The sequence below is a fragment of the Draconibacterium orientale genome, assembly GCF_900111425.1.
GTDB classification, from domain to species: domain Bacteria; phylum Bacteroidota; class Bacteroidia; order Bacteroidales; family Prolixibacteraceae; genus Draconibacterium; species Draconibacterium orientale.
Genome location: NZ_FOHT01000003.1, coordinates 171,756 through 192,606 on the forward strand (window position 1 = coordinate 171,756; position 20,851 = coordinate 192,606).

Here is a 20,851-nt window from a genome sequence, read left to right on the forward strand (position 1 = left end):
ATGAAGAGAATTTTTATAAAGGGACTTGGTATTGCAGCATTTTCGCTGGCTTTGGTGTCTTGTTCAGGACCCAAACAGCTTACCGAACAGGAAGTGGCTAAAGCTGCAATTGATACACCCACTACCGAATTGGTAGATCAAAAACAGATGGAATTTGAGTACCTTTTTGTGGAGGCGCTAAAACAGAAAATGTTTGGCAACGCACAAAAAGCTATTCAGTTGTTGTCGAGTTGTTTGGAGATTGATCCGAACGCTTCGTCAGCCATGTACGAGTTGGCAAATATTCACGCTGCAAATAACGATTTTACCAGTGCTTCGTTGCTGCTGGAAAAAGCCATCAGCATAAACCCTGATAACAAGTGGTACAAACTGTTGCTGGCACAAATTTATCAGCAAACACGAAAGTATTCTGAAGCCGCCGATCTTTATGCCGAGCTGGTGCAAAAAGAGCCGGAAAACCTGGAATACATTTACATGAATGCTGCGCTGCTGGCCACTGCACAACGTTACGATGAAGCTATTGCGGCTTACGAACGCATGGAAAAAGAAACAGGCATTAACGAGCAGATTTCGGTGGCCAAACAACAGATTTATGTATCGATAGGGAAGGTTGACAAAGCCTTTGAAGAGATTTATAAACTGATTGAAAACGATCCGAACGAAGCAAAATATTACGGCTTGCTGGCCGATTTGTATCAGAGCCAGGGCGATGCGGAAAATGCTTTGGCCAACTACAAAAAGATTCAGGAAATGGATCCTGAAAATGGTTTTGTACACTTTTCGCTGGCCAATTATTACCTCGAAAATGGTGACGCTGAAAAATCGTTCGAAGAAACAAAAGCCGGTTTTGAAAGCGATGCAGTTGATATTCAAACAAAAATGCAGCTGTATATGATGTTAACAGCCAATCCGGCACAGTCGCATCTTAACGAACAACAGCGCGATGAATTGATTGCCATTTTGCTTGAAAAACATGCTGATGAATCCTTGGTTCACACCATCCAAGCCGAATCGTTACTGAAAGAAAATAAATTGGCTGAGGGACGCGTAGCCTTGCTAAAAGCCATTGAAATAGAACCCAACGATTATATGGTTTGGGAACGGATAATGTACATCGACAACGACTTGCAACAGTGGGATAAATTGTATGAACATACCGGGCAGATCATCGAATTATTTCCGAATCAGCCGCAGGGATATTTCTTTAAAGCCATTGCCTGTGTTCAGTTGGAAAAATTCGACGAAACCATTGAACTAAGCGAAGAAGGAATGGATTACGTGGTTGAAAATCCACAACTGGAAGCCAATTTCTTAATGCTCAAAGGCGAGGCCGTTTACAAAAACGGAAATAAAACCGAAGCCTTCAAAATATTTGATAAAGCGGTTCAGATCGATCCGGATAACTATCTTACGCTAAACAATTACGCGTACTATTTATCAGTTGACGGCATTGAGCTCGACAAAGCCGAACGTATGAGTGGCAGAGTGGTTGAACGTTTCCCGGATAATGCAACGTATCTGGATACACATGCCTGGGTGCTGTTTAAAAAGGGCGAATATACACTGGCCAAATTTTACATGGATTCGGCGATAAAAAACAGCGAGGATGAAAGTGATACTTTGCTGGAACATTACGGCGATATTTTGTACAAAACCGGCAAAGTTGACAAGGCTGTAGAGTACTGGAAAAAGGCAAAAGAGAGTGGTAGCGAGTCGGAAACTCTGGATCGCAAAATTGCAGAGAAAAAATACATTGAAGAGTAGTAGGCGATGAAGTTTCTAAAATATTTCAGGATTTCCCTGTTTATGGCAGCTGTTCTGCTTGCCGTTTCGTCCTGTAAAGCACCATCGGAATTGGCTGTTGTTGAAGCCCGTCCGATAAGTACCAATAAATTACTGAAACGTATCGAGCAAAACGCATTCGATTACGACTACCTTACCATAAAACGTATCAATTGTAATTTTTCAAGCAGCCAGTCGAAAGCGGCTTTTAAAATCAATCTGAAGGCCAAAAAAGACGATCGTATCCTGGTATCGATAAGCAAACTGAATATTCCTGTTGGCCGTGTTTTATTGACGCCTGACAGCGTGAAATATGTGAATTACATCGATCGAAATTTCTTTATCGACGACTATTCCTACCTCAGCAGTTTTCTGAATATCGACCTTGATTTTGCCACTATACAAAGCATCATTTCAAACAATGCCTTCTCGTACCGCAATGATCCGCGCGACAAGGATTTCAAAACTTTCGATGCTTTAATTGAAGACAATCAGTATGTGTTGCAGTCGGAAAAAACACGAAAGCTCAGCAAACTGGAAGAGAAAGAAAACAAAGCCGAACGTCGTTTAAAACGGCTTAACGACCAGGCGCTTATTCTACAAAAAATGTTTTTTAACCCTGCTAGTTTTGCTTTGAATCGCCTGTTGATCAGTGATAAAACCAACGACCGGAATATGAATCTGGTTTTCGACGATTATACCAAAGTGGAAAACAAAGAGTATCCGGGAACCATTGAAATGAACTTTCATTCGCCTGAAGAAGAAATTGAAATGAAAATCAGAATGAGTGGATTTTCAACCGAAAAGATCACGTCTTTCAGCATTAAAATTCCTGAAAAATACGAGGAGATTCGTGTAAACTAATTTCTAAATCAATACATTCGTAAACATGATTTTACGAATAAAAATACTATTCGTCACACTGGCAATATCGCTGGTGAGTTTTTCTGTGTTTGCACAGTCCATCGAGGAGTTGCAAAAGCAAAAGGCTGATGCTGAAAAGGAAATCGAATACACCACCCGCTTGCTCAACGAAACGCAACAAAACGAACGTTCGTCGTTAGGTAAGCTGCGGCTCATAAACACAAAGATTAACTCCCGAAACACGCTTATCTCGAATATAAAGCACGAAATCGGAATTTATGAGCAATGTATTGCCAACAACGATTTGGCCGTAGAAATGCTTAAAAACGACGCTCAGCAATTAAAGGATGAATATGCCGAGATGATAAGGATGGCCTATAAAAATCTGAATTCGTACGATGAAGTGTTGTTTCTACTGTCGGCCGAAAATGTAAATCAGGCTTACCGGCGTTTGCTGTATTTCCGGCGCTATAAAACCTACCGCGAAAATCAGGCTCAAATGATTGGTGCCGTGCAGGAAGTGCTTGATAAAAGTATTAAAAAGCTGGAGCAGCAAACAGTAGCAAAACAAGCGCTGATAGAACAGACTGAAAAGGAAATGATAATCCTGAACCACGAAAAAAGCACACAAAGCAGCGAATTGCAAGAGCTGCAAATACAGAAAAGCAGCCTGCAAAAAACCTTGCAACAACAACGACGGGTGGAGCAGCAACTGGAGCGCGAAATTCAGGCTATAATTGAAGAGGAAGCCAGCAAAAACCGCGAAGCCGGTGGTTCAGGTTTTGCCCTAACGCCCGAGCAAAAATTAATAGGCGACAATTTCGAGCAAAACAAAAGGCGCCTGCCCTGGCCGCTGGAACGAGGCGTGATTGTGGAGCATTTTGGCGTTCACCAGCATCCGGTTTTAACCAATGTGCAGGTACAAAATAACGGTATAAATATAGCCACCGATGTGGGGGCCGAAGTGCGTGCTGTTTTTAATGGCGAAGTTAGCCGCGTATTCGGTATTTCAGGTGGTAATACAGCGGTTATAATCCGCCACGGAACCTACCTGAGTGTTTATTCCAACCTTCGCGAGGTAGTGGTTAAAAAGGGCGATAAAGTATCGACCAAACAAGCCATAGGCACCGTTTTTACCGATACAAAAGACGGCAATAAATCGATTCTGAAATTTCAGATTTGGAAAGAAAGCACCAAACTCGATCCGGAAGACTGGATCGGACGGTAGAAAATGATTTAAGAATGATGATTAACGAATGCAGATTTTAGAAGTGCGTTCTAACAACGTTGCATGCTCGTTAAAGCAAAAATCCATCTAAAATCGTTAATCGAAATTCATCGTTTGTCATTCAACTTCTGCTTAATTTCCTTAATATTTTGCAGTATTTCCATTGTAACCGGGTTTTCGCTGGCGGCGTTGCGCATTTCTTCTTTTCGTAGGCCCAGCTTGGTATCCAGTCGCCCAAGGATCAACGAAAATACCATAAACAAAACCATCATTACCGGGTAGGTGATCAGCTTGTTTTCATCCAGAAAAGTACGGATCGTTTCGTCCTTAAAATCGTTTAAGAACATAAAGGCGATCATTACAAAACTAATGTAGCCAATGTACATCCGGGCACGGTCAACGTATATCTTCCATCGGATAAATGTGCGCCGGTTTTGTTGAATACCAAAGAGTTTCATCGTATTAAAGTTTGAGTAAAACAAAAAAACCGGCCATTAGCCGGTTTCAGTAAATATGTAGCAAGCTTATAAATTAGCCACTCGAATTAATGCAGGAATATCTAAAAATTTAATTTTACGTCCCTGCAATTCAATCAGTTTGTCGTTCTTGAATTCTGATAATAAGCGAATTACCGATTCAGTTGCTGTGCCAACCATATTGGCCAGCTCTTCGCGTGTTAACGAAATTTGAAGCGTGTTTTGGTTATCCAGCTCAAAGTTTTCTTTCAGCAATAAAAGCACTTCGGCCAGTCGCTCGCGCACTGTTTTTTGCGCAATGTCGGTAATGTAATCGTTGGCTTCGCGCAATTCGCGACATACAATTTGCAGCATGTGGTGTGAAAACTGCCAGTTACTCTGAATCAGGTACAACAATGTTTGATAAGGAACATGACACAAAGCGGCATCGTCGATTACTTTGGCGGTGGTACATGCCAGCTCCTGGCTTAGCAACGAACGATAGGCAATAATTTCGCCTTTTTTGGCAAAACGAATAATTTGCTCTTTACCATCGATACCCGTTTTAAAAATCTTTACAATACCCCGTGTAACACAAAAGAAACCGGTTAGCCGGCTACCCTCGCGATAAATGATGGTGCCCTTTTTATACAGCGAACAAGTTTTTTCATAATTCAGCCGGGTAAATTCATCGTCGGTTAACTTCTTAAAAAGTTGAAAACCATTCAAATTTGTTTCTTCGTCCGACGGCCTTTTAATTGCGCTTCTCATTTCCTGATTTTGATTATACGTTTAATACTGGAATAACCTTTATTTAATTTTGCCTTAAAAATACAATTATCTGCATTATTCGAAAAACTATTTATATAGATAGTTAGATGTTGTATATTTGTGTGTAAATTTAATGTAAAGTATTTTAAAATAAGGATGTTATGAAGCATGTAGTAGATATGGCCTGGACCGACAAGCTGGCTTTCGAAGCAGATATGGATGGACACAAAGTAGTAATCGATGCCTCGGAAGAAGTTGGCGGCAGCGATTTAGGACCACGTCCGAAGAAATTAATGTTAACTGCACTGGCCGGTTGTACGGGTATTGATGTGGTAATGATTCTGAAAAAAATGAAGGTGGAACTGGAAGCTTTTAATGTAATTGTTGAGGGTGAACTAACAGAAGAACATCCGAAATATTATAACAAAATGACGATCGTTTACCAGTTTAAAGGAAAAAATCTTCCGATGGATAAACTGGAAAAAGCGGTTAAACTATCGGAAGAAAAATACTGTGGTGTTAGTGCTGTTTACCGTCAGGCAATGGAAATGAAAACAGAGATCAGGATAGTGGAATAAAGAATGACACGCATTTTTCGTTCGGAAATTCGGTTAAACTTTGTTTTACTGTGCCTGGCAAACGATTTCTTTCTGGTTAGTTAGGCATCATAAAGCTTATTATCAAAGTTGAAAATGAAAAGGATCCGATCCGTATTTGTTAAAAATTATACGGATCGGATCCTTTATTGCAATTACCTGTTTCAAGAGAAGCTCTCCGATCCGCGATGGATCCCCCGGATGGAGATCTTTCCTCCCCATTTAGGTGGTTAAGTGGGGTCTAAAAACTTGGCAATTGCTCAAAAATTACTAAATGTTTTTTGTACTTTTAAAAGTTTCAAACAAAGAACCTCACTATGTTAAAATCGATAAATCCGGTAACAAACGAAATAGTAAAAACCTATCAAAAACACTCGGAAGAAGGCGTTGAAAAGATCATCAACTCGGTAGATAAAATCTGGCACCACTGGCGAAGTACTTCTTTTCATCACCGGGGGCAGCTGATGCAAAATGCAGCCAGTATTTTACGCAGCAAAAAGGAGGAATTGGCTTTGCTTATGGCCCAGGAAATGGGGAAAGTAAAAAGCGAAGGAATTGCCGAAATTGAAAAGTGTGCCTGGGTTTGCGAGTATTATGCGGCAAATGCCGAATCATTTCTTGAAAATGAAATTATAGCTACACAGGCCAGCAAATCGTACGTTTCGTATCAGCCACTGGGAGCTATTTTAGCTGTTATGCCCTGGAATTTCCCGTTTTGGCAGGTGTTTCGTTTTGCCGCTCCAACGCTAATGGCGGGCAACACAGCCGTGCTAAAACATGCCAGCAATGTGCCGGGCTGTTCTATGGCCATCGAAGAGATTTTCCGCGAGGCGGGTTTCCCTGAAAACGTATTTCGCTCGCTGATGATTGGCAGCCCGATGGTTGAAAAAGTGATTAAACACAAGGCCATAAAAGCAGTAAGCCTTACCGGAAGTACACCGGCCGGAAAAAGTGTTGCTGCGTTGGCAGGTGCTGAACTAAAAAAATGTGTGCTGGAATTGGGTGGCAGCGATCCGTACCTGATTTTAAAAGATGCCGATCTGGAGCTGGCCGCAAAAAAATGTGCTGCAGGCCGTTTGTTAAATGCCGGACAAAGTTGTATCGGTGCCAAACGTTTTATCGTTGAGGAAGAGGTTTACGCGCATTTCCTCGAACTTTTTACCCACGAAATGAATGCAGCCCACTTTGGCGATCCTTTCGACGAGGAAAGCACAATGGGACCAATGGCGCGCGAAGATTTGCGTGACGAATTACACCAGCAGGTTGTTGATTCGGTGAATAAAGGCGCTGAAGTGATACTGGGAGGCGAAATTCCACATCGTAAAGGAGCTTTTTACCCGCCAACCATTTTGGAGAATGTACAACCGGGAATGCCGGCTTACGATGAAGAACTTTTTGGTCCGGTGGCGTCGGTTATAAAAGTAAAAGACCAGGAAGAAGCCATTCGGGTGGCCAACGATACCGATTTTGGACTGGGAGCAGCCGTGTTTACCAATAACCTGAAAAAAGGCGAACACATAGCCGAAATAGAGCTGGAAGCCGGTGCCTGTTTTGTAAACGATTTTGTGAAATCGGATCCGCGTTTACCATTTGGCGGAATTAAAACCAGCGGTTTTGGTCGCGAACTTTCGGTGCACGGTATCAAAGAATTTATGAATGTAAAAACGGTTTTTGTAAAGTAGCCGGTTAGTCTACTTCTTTCTTTCGCCAGGGCTTTAACGCGTATATTTTCCGGCCAACAAACTGGCCAAGGAAAAAACTTCCGAAAAGAAAGGGCGCAAGACTCCAGATTAATTGTATGTCGAAAAATTTACGGATTAGAATAATCAACGGAACCGGTGCGTGAATGGCCACAAACCACCAAAACGACAGTTTACGGAAACCACCGCGCAGGTAGCCAAACGGCAGGTTAACCACAAAAGTAGCTAGGCAGGTATAAAAAAGATACCATTCGTAAGTGTGCATGGTTTCTAATTTTATGAAATGCTTTTGCGCAACAGATAAGCAAGCGTTTCTACCCAGCTTTTTTCGGTGTTTAAACTATCAACCAATTGCAGTTTTTCGCCTCCTTTTTCCAGGAATTCTTCGCCGTATTCAACGCCAAGTTCCAGTGTTGTTTCCAGACAATCGGTAACAAACGACGGTGCGGCTATCAGTATTTTCTTTTTGCCTTCTGTCAGCTTTTGTGCCAGTAATTCATCGGTAAACGGTGTTAACCAGTTTTTTGATAAGCGCGACTGAAAACCAACGGAATATTGTTCGGGTTGCAGGTTTAATTTAGCTGCCAGCAAACGCGATGTTTCATAAACCGTAGCGCGATAGCACATTGCACCGTGTTCCGGCATTGCATTTTGGCAGCTGCAATTTTCTACTTTAATTCCCGGATGGCACTTTTCCAAATGCCGGTTGGGTAAACCGTGATATGAGAAAATAATGTGGTCGTAATCCTGCAGGTTGTATTGTTGAATTCGTTCGGCAAAAGCATCAATAAATTTTGGATCGTGGTAGAATTGTCCAACCTCAAAAACTTCTGATTTTATTCCCAGCTTTTTTATTTCTTTTTGGGCAGCAACCAGCGATGTTTCAGTGGTTGACATGGCATGATGCGGAAACAGTGGCAGCAAAACCAACTTCTCAAAACCTTTCTTTTTTATCTCGGCCAAAGCTGCTTTGTAACCGGGGTTTCCGTAGCGCATTCCCATAAACACTTCGTAATCGTTACCTAGTTCTTCCTGCAATTTTTGCTTTAATTCATCGGAAATATAAATCAGCGGCGATCCTTTTTCAGTCCACAACTGCCGGTATAATTGGGTTGAGTTTTTCACCCTGAAAGGAATGATAATCGCGTTTACCAAAAATTTCCGAAGCAAATACGGCAGATCGATCACCCGTTCATCGTTTAAAAACTCGGTCAGGTATTTCCGAACCGCCGGAACGGTTGGTTTGTCGGGACTACCAACGTTCATCAATAAAACAGCTGTTTTCTCCATCATTTATAATCTTCTGCAAATTGGTTAGCAATTGTTCTTCCTTGTTTCATGCGGTCGGCCATTCCAATACCGTCACGCATGTTTCCGGCCAGTGTAAGCCCTTTAAATTCGGTCTCCAAATCGCTTATAGCCTGTACTTTTTCTTCACTTTCGAAACTGTATTGCGGAATAGCATGCGGATAGCGGAAAATCTCCATCAGATCGGGTTCAAAACTGTCGAGACCCATCATTTCACGGACTTCACGCTCAGCAATTTCTTTTATTTTTTCGTCGGAATATTCAAACATTTCGGGCTTTTTAATACCTCCCATAAATACCGAAAGCAAAGCTCCGTTTTCAGGCGCGCGGTTTTTCAGGAACGATCCCGGCAACAGAATACCCAGCACATCGCGTTTTTCAGCCGAAGGAACCAGTCCTCCAAATGCCTTGATTGGGATACCTTTCCAGTTGTTAAAACCCAGTACCACCTGGGTAACTTTGGCGTATTTCATTTTATTAATGGTCTGCATTTTTTCCTTTGGTAAGAAAGGGAAAAGGTTTTCCAAAGCATGCGATCCAACCGTTGAAATTACATGAGTAAATGATTCTCCGTCAACGGAAAACTCCTGATCTCCTGTGTTTTTAATTTCCAGCTGTTTACAGTCCAGTTTTATATTTTCGTCACCGATATTTTTTACCAGTGCCTTAATAAGGTTATCCAGCCCGTTTTCAACCGAAAATACCTGTCGGTTGGCTTTTCGTGGCGGTTCCTTTTTGCGGGCTTTCTTCTGCTTTATACTTCCGCCTATAAAACTGCCGTAATCTTGTTCCAGCCAGTACAGTTTGGGCAAAGCAAAGCGTGTTACCAGGGTTTCCGGATCGCCGGCATAAACACCCGACAGAAACGGATCGATCGCATTTCGCAGAAAGCTTTTTCCCATTCGGCGGCGCACCATTTGGGCTATTGTTTCGTTCGGATCGGTTCCCGGTTTACGAAAGGGCTCGCCCAGAATCCTGAACTTGTCGTGCCAGGTAAAAAGGGGAGTGGTGATGGCTTTAACGCCGCCCATTTCCATTTCGTGCCACTTGCCGTTTAGCCAAATCCAGCGCGCTTCGGCACTTTTGTTGGCGTATTCAAGCGTACAATCATCTGCCAAATCTTCAAAAAGCTCAGCAGCTTCTTCCTGTCCCATCGAGCCGGTATTTGGTCCCGATTCGAAAACAAAACCATTTTTCCGGTGTGTTTGAATCACACCACCTGCATGATTGTTCTTTTCAAAAACCTGTACCTTAAAACCAAATTTTTTAAGGTAATAAGCTGTTGTAAGTCCGGTTAGTCCTGCCCCAATTACGGCAATGTTTAGTTGGTTTTTTTGCATGGTTTTTATAGTGCTTTTGAGAATTTTAAGGTTGCATTCCGCATGTTCGGATCAAGGCTGGCCGCAATGTTTCGCACAAAAAACCGTCCTTGTTCGCTAACATGCATTTCGTCTTTCGACAGCGACAAAAGGCCCTCTTCAACAAAACCGGCAAGGAACGACTCATCGTAAACAATGCTTTGTTTGATTACATCGGGAGAAGTTTTCAGCATTTGCGCTGCTTCCTCCCACGAAATATAATAGTTGCACATCACTTCGTTGATGACGTGGCGAATGATCTTCTCCGTTTCATTCAGCTGATAACCCTTTTCAATGGTGAATTTTCCGGCATTGATTTGGTCAACGTAGGTATTCGTATCCTTGGCGTTTTGTGCGTAAGCATTTTCCAGCTGGCTGATTCCGGTAGCTCCAAATGCGTAAACCTGACCGGTTGTTTCGCGGGTGCAATAGCCCTGGAAATTACGGTGCAGCGTTTTGTTTTTAAAGGCAATACTCAGCTCGTCATCCGGGCGGGCAAAGTGGTCGAGACCAATGGCATCGTAACCGTTTTCAGTCAACAAACGATAACCAACTTCAAACATGGCTAACTTTTTGGTTGCCGATGGCAAACCGCGTGCATCCAGTATTTTTTGAGCCTTTTTCACCCATGGCACGTGCGCGTAGGAGAACGTAACCAAACGATCGGGCGACAGACTGATGGCGCGTTCGATGGTTTTAGCAAATGATTCTTCATCCTGAAACGGAAGTCCGTAGATAAAATCGAAATTAACGCTGGTACCTTTGTGGCTGCGGATCATGGCAACCAAATCTTCCTCGGGAAGTATCGAAGGATCGCGGTTTACATTGTCCAGCACTTCTTTATTAAAATCCTGAATTCCCAAACTAAAGCGGTTAAATTTCAGCGCTACCAGTCGGTCGATATAATCTCTATCGAGCATGGCCGGGTGACATTCCATGGCAATTTCCGGTTTTGGAATAAACTCGAAAAGCTCGTGAATCATATTCATAATGTCTTCTACCAACTCAATCGATAACGAGTTTGGTGTTCCGCCTCCCCAGTGCACCTGCGACACTTTACGGTCGTCGCTCAGCAGCTTTTTCACCATGCGGATCTCTTTTTTCAGCGCATCAACATAAACTTCCATTTTGTTTTTGTCGCGCGTAAGGTGCGTGTTACATCCGCAGAAATAGCAGATCTTCGGGCAAAACGGAATATGGATATAAATGGAAATATTTTGCGGATTCTCTGAATTGGATTGTTCCAATACTTTCACGTATTGTTCCGGCGTAAATTCCGGTGAAAAAAAGTTGGCCGGCGGATAACTGGTGTATCGCGGTACCGGAGTGTTGTATTTTTCTATTAGCTTTTGTGATACTTTCATGGTACTAAATTAAATAGTCTTAATTGGTTTCTTGTTCATACTTCAGGTAAAAACTTTTTCTGAAGATAAATGGTAACAGGGCAAGAATTAGTATTCCGAGCCCAATTTCTATGGCAAACAGCCCGCGGTAGGTAAGTGCATCGGCCACTTTTCCGCTCATTATTGCAATAATTAGGCCGCTGAGGTGTGTAATTACTATCTGAATGGTAAAATCGGTTCCTTCGCGCCCTTTTCGAACCACATGCATGCTCATGGTATAAACAAATACCGACGACATGGCGTAGGCTCCCCAAAGTAGCGAAACACCTAAATAAACCAGCCACAAGGCATGATTGGTATAGGTTAACCCGAAAAAGAAAGTGGCCACCAGCACATTGATTACCGGAAAGATCCACACCGCCTTGGTAATTCCTTTTTTGCGGAGTAGAAAACCTGCAGGCACGGTCATTATCACACCGCAGGCGGTTCCGAATATTCCGGAGATAATTCCAATTTCTTTAATGTCGTAACCCAAATCAACAAAGTAGGGTTTTATCATGGTTAAAATCCCGATTATTCCTGAATAAAACAGGAAGAGCAACAAAAGGTGAGCGCCAATTTTTTTCTGCCTGAAAAAGTAGATAAACTCCAGCGGCGATACATTTTTTGTTGAACGATCGGGTTCTTTTCCGTTGCGTGCGTTGTACAGCGACACCGGAATGAGTGCAAACAACACAAACAAACCCAGCGAGCGCAACAACCATAACCAACCAAAATAATGGTAGATAATGAGTAAAACACCGCTGCCCATCATGGTTCCGATAAAACTACCGGCCGATTGCATGCTGTTTCCCAGGCTGCGTTCGTTTTTGTTCAGAATAAGAATGGCAAATGCATCGGTGGCAATATCCTGTGTTGCCGATGCAGTAAATGCAATCACCATCAGAATAATAATGGTGGTAAAATCGGTTTGCAGGTTTAAGTACCCGATGCTCATAATTATCAGCGCATAAAACGCCTCCGACATGATGATCCAGCGGCGGTAGTGCCGTTTGTTTTTACTGGTTTTATCCACCAGCGGCGCCCACAGCATTTTCAGAATCCACGGCAGTTTTATCAACTGAATATAACCAATGGATTCCAGCGAGTAGTTTTCCATTCGCATGATCACGGGGATTACCGTAGAGAAAAAACTCATCGGGATCGACTGCGCCAGGTAGAGGCTCAGCAGCGTATAATATTTTTTTATCTCGGTATTTTTCATTTTAGAAGTTTACCTTCACGTTAACGCCCATTGTGGCTGGTTTTCCCGCCTGAGCATACGAGTTTCCAACGGCCTGAAAATAGAACGAATTGTACTCGGCATCAAGGATATTTTTTCCCCAGAAAGATAACTGAATATTTTTGGTATCGAAACTGATACGCGAATTCAGTAGTCCGTAATAATCCTGGTAAGCAATATTCGTTTCTTTCCAGTAATGTTTTCCAAAGCCATTATAAGTCAGGTGCAGGCGAATTTGTTCAAGCCAGCCTGAATTAACGGCAATGGTATAGTTTCCGCCCATGTTAAACGAAAAGCGGGGAACGTAAGGCAGGTAGTTTCCGTTGTAAATTTCGTTTTCGTTTTTTTCGTATTCCACAAATTTTGCATCGTTGTAACCAAAGGCCAACCAGGTTTCAAGATTTTGTACCGGCAATGCTTTAATTTCAAACTCAACACCTTTACTTTCCGATTTTCCGGCGTTGGTTAGCATCGATCCGGTTCCACTGGGTACGGTTTGGTAAATTTGCTGATTATCCCAGTCGATATAAAACAGGGCGAGATTGGCGTAAATGCGCTGTTTCAGCCACTTTGTTTTTATTCCGGCTTCGTAGTTCCACGATTGCTCAGGATCGAACGAACGGTCTTCCTCGCGTTCAAAAGTTGAGTTAAAACCTCCGGAGTTGTAACCTTTTGCAATGGTTGCATAAGGAACCAGATATTCTGAAATGCTGTATTTTACAGCCAGTTTCGGAAGAATTTCGAAGAAATCCATGTCGCTTTCAAAAGCTTCCTCATTCTTAAGGTTTCCGTTTAACGACCGATCGTAAACATAGTCGAGTGTTGCTTTTTCGTAATCGGCACGAATTCCGGCAGTTAGCGAAAACGCTCCGAATTTAAGCGTTGACTGGTGGAAAAAGGCAAGGCCTGAATTGCTGTTGTCGTAATATTTGGTGTACGAATATTCGGTAAAAGGCATGCTGGCCAATTGATCTTCACCCATTTCCATGTGCACTTCTTTGTCAAGCCCCTGGTGAAAAGCAAAGGCACCAAAAAGCCATTCGTAGGTTTCGTTTTCATACGACTGGATATTTATCTCCTGCGAGAACATATCAATATCCTGATCCTGGGTTACAAAATACCTATCGGAAGCTGAAAAATCCTGGTCAATTCCCTGTCCGTCGTTTACCGATTGAAAGCTGCTTACAGCGCGGATTTGAAAGTTATCGGCAGCATAAGCCAGGTTTAATCCTGATGATAAAAGCTTACGATCGTAACCACTTTCGCGGTTGTAATTTACTTCGCTGATTTCGTTGGTTTCGTCGTTATAAATGGCGTAGGGATAACCACTTTGGCGGCTGTCTTCGTATTGCACATTTCCTGTTGCTTTAAACCGGTCTCCCGGAGTAAAAAGTAGTTTTAAACGCCCTGAATAAGAGTTGAGTTCGTCAGCTTTTTTGTTGTTGTATTGGTTGGTAAAAAAACCATCGTTATGGCGAATTCCCAGGTTTCCTAAAACGGCAAATGATTTGCTTATGGGTTGATTGTGAGAAATTTGTGCATTCAACTGGTTGTAATTACCGTAACCGGTTGAAATTTCGGTTTGGCGCTCATCATTTGGTTGGCGCGAAATGATGTTGATCAGTCCGCCCATTGCATTTCTGCCGTACAACGTTCCCTGGGGGCCACGTAAAACTTCAATTTGCTGAATATCAAAAAAATCGAAATTAAAAGCAGCTTTTTCAAAGTAGGGAATGCCATCGACATACAAACCTACCGATGGCGTATTTATACGGTTTCCAACGCCGCGAATATATACCGGCGAAGTTAGTTTCGATCCGTAATCGGGCATAAAAAAGTTGGGAACAATAGCCGATACGCCGGTCAGGTCTTCTACACCGTTGTTTTCAATAAGCCGTTCGGGAACCATTGTTGCCGCTGCCGGAATATTAAAAATGTTGCGGTTGTATTTTGGCGATTTTATTTCGATATCCTCTAACTGATAGTGTTTTATGGAGTCGGTTTTTACATCTTGCTGGGCATTTACTGTGTTGTTTATCAGTAATGCCATGAAGATTAAGGCAAAAATATTTTTCATGGTTTTTCTTTAACAGAATAAATATGATTTGCTTGCAATAAGCAAAGCTTAATGGTATAAATAATAGGTTGAAAGTGTTTAGGATATTGCCGGCGGGGGACGACAAAAAGAACCTTCTAAAAAACAATCCTGACTGGCAAAAGGAGTGAAGTAGGTTCTCCACTTTTGTTTGATTATTAGGTTGTTGTAGTTTTTTAAGCCCGTGGAAGCATAATTTTCGGGCTGTAAAAAATGATATACATTCACTGATGAAGCTTTTGCATGATTTACATGGTACCCGATCTGTTCCGATTTTTCGGCAATCTTAATTTTTCCTTCCTGAACCTGATCAACACCAAAAAGCAAAAACCAGGCATAACAGGCAATAAACACCAAATAGGGGATATGTGTTGTAAATATGCCGACTGTAAACATTTTTGCTTTTAAGTTTCTGTAACTCGCGCAAATATAATAATATATCGTTGTAAAAGCCCGTAGGTTTAGCTATTATTAAATATGCCATAAAAGGCTAAATTTGTGGTTAATAAAAAAATGAATTATGAATTTTTTTCAGGCATTAATTCTATTATTGGTAATGGCATCGTGTACACAAAAAGAAAAAGTTGACCTGATTGTTTCAGGGGCAATGGTTTATACCGTTGATAAAGAATTCTCAGTTGCTGAGGCGTTTGCAGTTAATAACGGGAAGATCGTAGCAATTGGTACTTCGCAGGAAATCAGTGATAAATACGATGCGGATACGAGATTTGATGCTGAAGGGAAATTTATTTACCCGGGATTTAACGACGCACACTGTCATTTTAACGGCTATGCTGTAAACCTGCTGCAATATGCCGATTTACGCGGAACAAAAAGTCAGGAAGAGATTTACGAGCTGTTAAAAGAACACCACGATAAATTTGGTGGCGAATGGATTTTGGGCCGCAGCTGGGATCAGAACGATTGGGAAGACACCGGTTTTCCCGACAAAACAAAACTGGATGAGTTGTTTCCCGATATTCCGGTTTACCTGGTTCGTGTTGACGGACACGCCGGATGGTGTAATTCGAAAGCGATGGAGTTAGCAGGGATTTCTGAAGACACAAAAGTTCAGGGTGGGGAAGTGCTGCTGAAAAACGGTGAACCTACAGGAGTACTGATCGACAATGCTATGGGATTTGTTGGGAAACTGATTCCGGAAATTACTCCCGAGCAGCAGGAAAAAGCTTTGCTGGAAGCGCAGAAAAACTGTTTTGCTGCCGGCCTGACATCGGTTACCGATTGCGGGCTGGATAAAGCTACCATTTTACTGATGGATGAAATGCAGGAAGCCGGCAACTTAAAAATGCGCGTGAATGCCATGCTGAATCCTACACAGGAGAATTTCGATTATTTTGTGAAAAAAGGAGAAGCTTACAAAACCGATCGTTTGTTGGTGAATACCATAAAAATTTATGCCGACGGTGCGCTGGGATCAAGAGGTGCACTGCTGATGGCCGATTATTCGGATCACAAAGGAAACAGTGGCGTGCAAATTGAAACGCAGGATTATTACGATATGATTTGCCAATTGGCTTACGACAATAATTTTGTGGTAGCCACACATGCCATTGGCGACGGCGGAAACCGTTTAATGCTCGATACTTATGGCAGGTTTCTGAAAGGGAAAAACGACCGACGTTGGCGGATCGAACATTCGCAAATCATTAATTCGGATGATTTTAAAAAGTTTGCCGAGTTTTCAATTGTGCCATCCATTCAGCCAACACACTGCACCAGCGATATGCCCTGGGCTGAAGATCGTTTGGGATCAGAGCGAATTAAAGGTGCTTATGCCTACCAAACCTTATTGCAGCAAAATGGATGGTTGCCCGTAGGAACTGATTTTCCGGTGGAAAATATTTATCCGCTTTACACTTTCTATTCAGCTGTATTCCGCACCGATCATGAAGGTTGGCCTGAAGGCGGCTGGCACAAAGACGAAGGGCTTACACGCGAACAAACACTGCGTGCCATGACAAGCTGGGCAGCGAAATCATCGTTCGAAGAAGATGAAAAAGGACAACTTGTTCCGGGAATGTGGGCCGATTTTGTGGTGTTGGATACCGATTTGATGAAAGCAGAACCAAAAGAAGTTTTAAACACGAAAATACTAAGTACCTGGAGTGCCGGGGAAAGGGTATTCTAGAAATAGCGTCTCACCGTTTTTGCGTAGTTTTTGTATTCTTCCCCGTAGTTTTTATGCATAAAACGCTCTTCTTTTAAAATAAAAAGGTGGATGGAAACAAGCGTCAATAAACTAATTGTTATAAAAAATGGTGTAGGAAACACCAACGAAATTCCTACAAACAAGCAATTAATAGCCAAAAAAAACGGGTTACGCGACCATGCATAAATTCCGGAAGTTACCAGTTTGCCCAGATTTTCTTTGTTTAATCCAAAACGCAGCGATTGTTTTAATGCGCGCAGAGTGAGCAGCATGAACAGATTACTCAGTAAAATCAATACTATTCCGCTTATTGTAAGAATAATTTTTCCGGTAAGTAATGGCCGCAATACCTCAGGAAGGATGGAAATGTGAATGAGACCGGCTTTATAGACCAGTTCGTTTGTAAATACCAGGAAGAAAGCGATGAGTAAAACCGTTGAAATTCCTTTTGAAGAGTGCTTTTTCCGCGCAGATAACCGTGTTCCTTTTCGTTGCAAAACGAAAGCACGGATGCCAATCTGCAAACAGAAAAGCAAAAAGCCAACCAGCGGTATTAAACGAATGATTTCCACGAAATAAAAGTAAGTGAAGCAATTCTGAAAGCAAAAAATCCCCGGCAAAAATTACCGGGGACATTTATTGTTTTTTCACTATTTCTGCAACAATTTCTTTGTGTCTTAGCGTCTTTGTGTTTTGTTTATGAATTTAAATATTCGGGAACGAAACACCGATCATCAATGGATAAGCCTCAGGGCCTTTGCCATCTTTAAATAACGATGTCATGCTGTAGTTGGCAAAAACACAAAAATCGCCAAAACCAATACGTCCGGTAAGTTCGTATTTCCACTGGTTAATGTTGTAACCACTTTTCGATTTTTCTTTACCGCCCTTGTAATACTTGTATTTGGTGTGCGAACCCAGGTAAAGACTGCCAATAACACCACCGGCCAGATACATGCGCGAACTGCCCATACGAAGCGGGGTTTTCACCTCAAGCAATAATGGTGCGGTAATGTAATTTACGTGTAATTTCGATTTTTTAATGCCACGGCCTTCGCTGTCGTTTGGCAAATAAACAGGAACTGTCATTCCGCCACCATCCAGTTTTTCAATGCTTACAGGATCGTTAAACGTATAGTCGTTAAAACTTATCCCAAGACCGGTTACCACGCCAAAAGTTTTGCTTTCGTTTTTGAATGCGAACTCGGCAAAATTCAGGTTCCACGATAAAGATTTACCCGGATTCAGGTCGAGAAAATCGCCAAAGTCATCGTAATCGCCATTGTAGATTGAATAATCTGTTCCGGTCATTATGTTTACACCAACTTCTAAACCAGCCCAGTGCGGGTTAAACCGTCCTGACCATTTTGGGCGATTTTTGTCCTTTTCTACTCTAACGTAGGTTCCGTTGTGGCCATCAATAACTTTAAAAGTACGGCGACCGATGCGAACATGCGTGGTGTCGCCCCAGTCGTCGGTAATTACTTCAACGCCGTCGCCAACTACCACTTGAACTTTATCGTCGTTTTCAACAACGGTAACCACATTCTTTTTTAATACATTAACTTTTGTTGTATCGTTTTGCGCGAATAGGTTTGTGGTTAACACGCAACACAAAATTAAAATCAATAATTGTTTCATCGTTCTTTGTTTAAATGTTTCTGATGCTGTGACGGACGGGTTGTTTTAAAAGTTACAGGGAAATGTAAAATTTATTCACTGGCTTCTCCTTTTCCCGGAATAGAAAAGGCCAGTAAACGCGATTCGTAGGTGTAATTTACCACTTTGCCGTTGTTGTTGGTTTCGTATTCGAAACGATCGTCGGAAATGCTTGCAATTAAGTCGAGACCGGCTTTCGAGAGGCTTCGTAAATTGATTTTTTCTTTCACGCGGTCGGCCAAAAGCATTTCATCATCGTAAGTTTCGGCCGGGTAAATAATGTACATGGTAGCAAGTGTTGCCGCTGGTTGTTCGACATCGATTGACGCGGTGATGGAATTCAGTTTCTCAGGAACGATAAGTGTTTCGCGCATGGCCAGTAATGCTTCAGGAGCCTCCGTCGTAGAATTTTTCTCAAAGATGTCTTTAACGACCGGATTTTTCGGACTGATTTTTTCTATCGGAGTAGGTTCTTCCATTTCGATCTTTTCGGCAATATTAGTTTTTATATCATTATCCGGAACGATCACAGGTGTTTCTTCAATTGTTTGCTGTGGAGTCTTTTCCACTTCTGCGATTTGTTGAGATAAGTTTTCCTGAACGGCGTTGTTGCGGTTTACAAGATTAAAAACAACAAAGCCAAGTATTAAAACAGCTGCCACACGGCTTGTCCATAGTAGAATTGTTTTGCCCGGCGCTTTTTTGTACAGCTTTTTCTTATCAGCAAAAACAATGCTTTCATCAGCCTTCAATTTGGTATTTTGGAAAGCTGTTGCCTCTTTTTCCTTTTCCGGATGACTAGCCAGGTAAGTTTCAAACTCCTGTTTTTCGGGCTCGTTTAAGTCGCCTTCAAGCAATGCAATGGCAGCGTTATCAAATGCTTCGTTATTATCGAATTTACTTTTGTAAAGCTCTGATTTTTTATTGAATGAAACTTTTTCGGGCTCCAGCGAAATGGGCTCGTAAAGTTCCAGTTCTTGTTTCAGGTCGGGGTTCGCTTTCAGAAACGCAATAAAGCTATCGATCATCCCTTCAGCCAGGTTGCCCTCCAGGTAATCGATAAAATAAGCTTCGTAATTTGTTCTGTTAATCTCTTTCATTTTCCGCCCTTTCTCCTTTTTTCCCTTTAGGGGAGTTTGAGGGGTTATGCTACTGCCTCAATGCTGCCAATATATTTTTTCAGAAACAACCTTGCCCGGTAAATGTAAACCTTCACCTGCGATTCGCTTAAGTTCGTCAGTTCGCCAATTTCCTGGTAGTTGTATCCCTCGTAATCGCGCAACAACACTACCATTCGTTGTATTTCAGGTAGTTTGTTAACGGCCTCGTTCAGTATTTCGCTTAAGTCGGAATAATTGCTTTCGTGTCCTTCTTCCGGTAAGCTCAAATCTTCAGCAAACGCCGAACGTTTTTCCTTGCGTATGCGGTCGATCATGGTGTGGTAGGCCGTTGTAAAAAGGTACGATTTTACTTTCGTGCCATCCACATTATCGCGGTTCTTCCACAATTTCTCGTAGCTGTCCTGCACAATATCCTGCGCGGCATGCATATCTTTTATACTTTTTAGTACAAAGCGGTACAGACGATCTGAGTAATTGTCAACTGCAAGGTTATATTCGGTAATTGTCATTTGTTTCTGAACCTCGTTCGTAACATACGACGGATAAGTTTGGGGATAGTTACAGTAGAAATAAAAAAAGCTACGAATTTTATTGGTAATGAAATAAGGTTTGGGTAGATTTTCAAATTATTTCTACTAAGGTTGAGGTTGAAGAATAAGGTTTCTAATTTGCAACGTAAGAATTAACAGTGTCTAATCTTTGAATTTGAATGTGCTCCGAAAAACCACATTTTAAGAGAATAAACCTTAGTAGCGCTATAAAATAAGGTTAATAAGGTTGGGGTAGGTGGCAGGAAGGATTTCTACTAAGGTTTCGGTTGAAGAATAAGGTTTTTTTTTGAGACGTATAAACCGAACAGGTGTAAATTTTTCAACTTAAATGTACTCCGAAAAACCTTATTTTAAAAGAATAAACCTTAATGGCGCTATGAAATAAGGTTAATAAGGTTGGGGTAGGTGGCTGGAAGGATTTCTACTAAGGTTGAGGATGAAGAATGATAAGGTTTTTTATTTACAGCCTATGAATTAGCAGGTTTTATAGTTTTTCAACTTAAATGTGCTCTATAAGAACCTTATTTTAAAAGAATAAACCTTAGTAGCCGAGAATCACAAATAGTAA

At 41.9% G+C, this 20,851-nt stretch carries 19 protein-coding genes; 6 read left to right on the forward strand and 13 right to left on the reverse strand.

All coding sequences use genetic code 11. From position 1 onward, the window contains the following. The 3 genes from BMW53_RS03395 to BMW53_RS03405 are packed head-to-tail and all read left to right on the forward strand — an operon-like array spanning nucleotide 1 to nucleotide 3,874. On the forward strand, nucleotides 1-1,764 hold the full coding sequence (locus BMW53_RS03395) for a tetratricopeptide repeat protein (protein ID WP_038557353.1): 1,764 nt from the start codon (nucleotides 1-3) through the stop codon (nucleotides 1,762-1,764). A 6-nt stretch (nucleotides 1,765-1,770) separates the two neighbouring features. Beyond that, nucleotides 1,771-2,646, forward strand: a complete 876-nt coding sequence (lolB1, locus tag BMW53_RS03400) for a lipoprotein insertase outer membrane protein LolB1 (protein ID WP_081804800.1) — start codon at nucleotides 1,771-1,773, stop codon at nucleotides 2,644-2,646. Between the two features lie 25 nt (nucleotides 2,647-2,671). Next, the gene (locus BMW53_RS03405; RefSeq protein ID WP_051567704.1) at nucleotides 2,672-3,874 is read left to right on the forward strand and encodes a murein hydrolase activator EnvC family protein; all 1,203 of its coding nucleotides are present in this window, start codon (nucleotides 2,672-2,674) and stop codon (nucleotides 3,872-3,874) included. Between the two features lie 107 nt (nucleotides 3,875-3,981). Here the strand turns inward: BMW53_RS03405 and BMW53_RS03410 are convergent, their stop codons facing one another. Together BMW53_RS03410 and BMW53_RS03415 are read right to left on the reverse strand one after the other, a co-directional pair. Further along, on the reverse strand, nucleotides 3,982-4,332 hold the full coding sequence (locus tag BMW53_RS03410; protein WP_051567705.1) for a hypothetical protein: 351 nt from the start codon (nucleotides 4,330-4,332) through the stop codon (nucleotides 3,982-3,984). Between the two features lie 66 nt (nucleotides 4,333-4,398). After that, nucleotides 4,399-5,100: a Crp/Fnr family transcriptional regulator gene (locus tag BMW53_RS03415; RefSeq protein WP_038557359.1), complete on the reverse strand. Its 702-nt coding sequence runs from the start codon at nucleotides 5,098-5,100 to the stop codon at nucleotides 4,399-4,401. Nucleotides 5,101-5,261: 161 nt separating this feature from the next. On the opposite strand from BMW53_RS03415, the gene BMW53_RS03420 reads away from it, so the two are divergent. Next, complete coding sequence (locus BMW53_RS03420; protein WP_038557362.1) at nucleotides 5,262-5,678, forward strand: OsmC family protein; 417 nt, start codon at nucleotides 5,262-5,264, stop codon at nucleotides 5,676-5,678. 335 nt (nucleotides 5,679-6,013) lie between these two features. Beyond that, nucleotides 6,014-7,378, forward strand: coding sequence for an NAD-dependent succinate-semialdehyde dehydrogenase (locus BMW53_RS03425; protein ID WP_038557365.1), 1,365 nt, complete (start codon nucleotides 6,014-6,016; stop codon nucleotides 7,376-7,378). A gap of 4 nt (nucleotides 7,379-7,382) precedes the next feature. Here BMW53_RS03425 and BMW53_RS03430 read toward each other — a convergent pair whose 3' ends face one another. The 7 genes from BMW53_RS03430 to BMW53_RS03460 form a co-directional block, all read right to left on the reverse strand. Further along, nucleotides 7,383-7,661, reverse strand: coding sequence for a hypothetical protein (locus BMW53_RS03430; protein WP_051567706.1), 279 nt, complete (start codon nucleotides 7,659-7,661; stop codon nucleotides 7,383-7,385). 11 nt (nucleotides 7,662-7,672) lie between these two features. Continuing rightward, on the reverse strand, nucleotides 7,673-8,689 hold the full coding sequence (gene hemH / locus BMW53_RS03435) for a ferrochelatase (protein ID WP_051567707.1): 1,017 nt from the start codon (nucleotides 8,687-8,689) through the stop codon (nucleotides 7,673-7,675). Beyond that, nucleotides 8,686-10,044 (reverse strand): protoporphyrinogen oxidase, encoded by a 1,359-nt coding sequence (gene hemG, locus BMW53_RS03440; protein WP_038557369.1) that lies wholly within the window; start codon nucleotides 10,042-10,044, stop codon nucleotides 8,686-8,688. Before hemG ends, hemH begins: the two co-directional genes overlap by 4 nt. A gap of 5 nt (nucleotides 10,045-10,049) precedes the next feature. Continuing rightward, a complete protein-coding gene (hemN, locus tag BMW53_RS03445; protein ID WP_038557372.1) occupies nucleotides 10,050-11,426 on the reverse strand; it encodes an oxygen-independent coproporphyrinogen III oxidase in 1,377 nt (458 codons plus the stop codon). Between the two features lie 19 nt (nucleotides 11,427-11,445). Continuing rightward, complete coding sequence (locus BMW53_RS03450; protein ID WP_038557375.1) at nucleotides 11,446-12,669, reverse strand: MFS transporter; 1,224 nt, start codon at nucleotides 12,667-12,669, stop codon at nucleotides 11,446-11,448. Between the two features lies 1 nt (nucleotide 12,670). Next, nucleotides 12,671-14,764: a TonB-dependent receptor gene (locus tag BMW53_RS03455; protein WP_038557379.1), complete on the reverse strand. Its 2,094-nt coding sequence runs from the start codon at nucleotides 14,762-14,764 to the stop codon at nucleotides 12,671-12,673. Nucleotides 14,765-14,842: 78 nt separating this feature from the next. Continuing rightward, complete coding sequence (locus BMW53_RS03460) at nucleotides 14,843-15,178, reverse strand: hypothetical protein (protein ID WP_038557381.1); 336 nt, start codon at nucleotides 15,176-15,178, stop codon at nucleotides 14,843-14,845. Nucleotides 15,179-15,302: 124 nt separating this feature from the next. On the opposite strand from BMW53_RS03460, the gene BMW53_RS03465 reads away from it, so the two are divergent. After that, nucleotides 15,303-16,931, forward strand: coding sequence for an amidohydrolase (locus tag BMW53_RS03465; protein ID WP_038557384.1), 1,629 nt, complete (start codon nucleotides 15,303-15,305; stop codon nucleotides 16,929-16,931). Here BMW53_RS03465 and BMW53_RS03470 read toward each other — a convergent pair. From BMW53_RS03470 to BMW53_RS03485, 4 genes are all read right to left on the reverse strand, one after another. Continuing rightward, nucleotides 16,928-17,524: a methyltransferase family protein gene (locus BMW53_RS03470; protein ID WP_051567708.1), complete on the reverse strand. Its 597-nt coding sequence runs from the start codon at nucleotides 17,522-17,524 to the stop codon at nucleotides 16,928-16,930. The genes BMW53_RS03465 and BMW53_RS03470 overlap by 4 nt on opposite strands. A gap of 133 nt (nucleotides 17,525-17,657) precedes the next feature. Continuing rightward, on the reverse strand, nucleotides 17,658-18,593 hold the full coding sequence (locus BMW53_RS03475) for a PTS sugar transporter subunit IIB (RefSeq protein WP_038557386.1): 936 nt from the start codon (nucleotides 18,591-18,593) through the stop codon (nucleotides 17,658-17,660). A 71-nt stretch (nucleotides 18,594-18,664) separates the two neighbouring features. Continuing rightward, on the reverse strand, nucleotides 18,665-19,711 hold the full coding sequence (locus BMW53_RS03480) for a hypothetical protein (RefSeq protein ID WP_038557388.1): 1,047 nt from the start codon (nucleotides 19,709-19,711) through the stop codon (nucleotides 18,665-18,667). Between the two features lie 44 nt (nucleotides 19,712-19,755). Then, nucleotides 19,756-20,241 (reverse strand): RNA polymerase sigma factor, encoded by a 486-nt coding sequence (locus BMW53_RS03485; protein WP_038557390.1) that lies wholly within the window; start codon nucleotides 20,239-20,241, stop codon nucleotides 19,756-19,758. Between the last annotated feature and the right edge of the window lie 610 nt (nucleotides 20,242-20,851).

What these genes read in the sequence shown, in the direction of transcription:
- BMW53_RS03395 (WP_038557353.1), top strand. Translation starts at nt 1, where the DNA reads ATGAAGAGAATTTTTATAAAGGGACTTGGTATTGCAGCATTTTCGCTG.
- lolB1 (WP_081804800.1), top strand. Translation starts at nt 1,771, where the DNA reads ATGAAGTTTCTAAAATATTTCAGGATTTCCCTGTTTATGGCAGCTGTT.
- BMW53_RS03405 (WP_051567704.1), top strand. Translation starts at nt 2,672, where the DNA reads ATGATTTTACGAATAAAAATACTATTCGTCACACTGGCAATATCGCTG.
- BMW53_RS03410 (WP_051567705.1), bottom strand. Translation starts at nt 4,332, where the DNA reads ATGAAACTCTTTGGTATTCAACAAAACCGGCGCACATTTATCCGATGG.
- BMW53_RS03415 (WP_038557359.1), bottom strand. Translation starts at nt 5,100, where the DNA reads ATGAGAAGCGCAATTAAAAGGCCGTCGGACGAAGAAACAAATTTGAAT.
- BMW53_RS03420 (WP_038557362.1), top strand. Translation starts at nt 5,262, where the DNA reads ATGAAGCATGTAGTAGATATGGCCTGGACCGACAAGCTGGCTTTCGAA.
- BMW53_RS03425 (WP_038557365.1), top strand. Translation starts at nt 6,014, where the DNA reads ATGTTAAAATCGATAAATCCGGTAACAAACGAAATAGTAAAAACCTAT.
- BMW53_RS03430 (WP_051567706.1), bottom strand. Translation starts at nt 7,661, where the DNA reads ATGCACACTTACGAATGGTATCTTTTTTATACCTGCCTAGCTACTTTT.
- hemH (WP_051567707.1), bottom strand. Translation starts at nt 8,689, where the DNA reads ATGATGGAGAAAACAGCTGTTTTATTGATGAACGTTGGTAGTCCCGAC.
- hemG (WP_038557369.1), bottom strand. Translation starts at nt 10,044, where the DNA reads ATGCAAAAAAACCAACTAAACATTGCCGTAATTGGGGCAGGACTAACC.
- hemN (WP_038557372.1), bottom strand. Translation starts at nt 11,426, where the DNA reads ATGAAAGTATCACAAAAGCTAATAGAAAAATACAACACTCCGGTACCG.
- BMW53_RS03450 (WP_038557375.1), bottom strand. Translation starts at nt 12,669, where the DNA reads ATGAAAAATACCGAGATAAAAAAATATTATACGCTGCTGAGCCTCTAC.
- BMW53_RS03455 (WP_038557379.1), bottom strand. Translation starts at nt 14,764, where the DNA reads ATGAAAAATATTTTTGCCTTAATCTTCATGGCATTACTGATAAACAAC.
- BMW53_RS03460 (WP_038557381.1), bottom strand. Translation starts at nt 15,178, where the DNA reads ATGTTTACAGTCGGCATATTTACAACACATATCCCCTATTTGGTGTTT.
- BMW53_RS03465 (WP_038557384.1), top strand. Translation starts at nt 15,303, where the DNA reads ATGAATTTTTTTCAGGCATTAATTCTATTATTGGTAATGGCATCGTGT.
- BMW53_RS03475 (WP_038557386.1), bottom strand. Translation starts at nt 18,593, where the DNA reads ATGAAACAATTATTGATTTTAATTTTGTGTTGCGTGTTAACCACAAAC.
- BMW53_RS03480 (WP_038557388.1), bottom strand. Translation starts at nt 19,711, where the DNA reads ATGAAAGAGATTAACAGAACAAATTACGAAGCTTATTTTATCGATTAC.
- BMW53_RS03485 (WP_038557390.1), bottom strand. Translation starts at nt 20,241, where the DNA reads ATGACAATTACCGAATATAACCTTGCAGTTGACAATTACTCAGATCGT.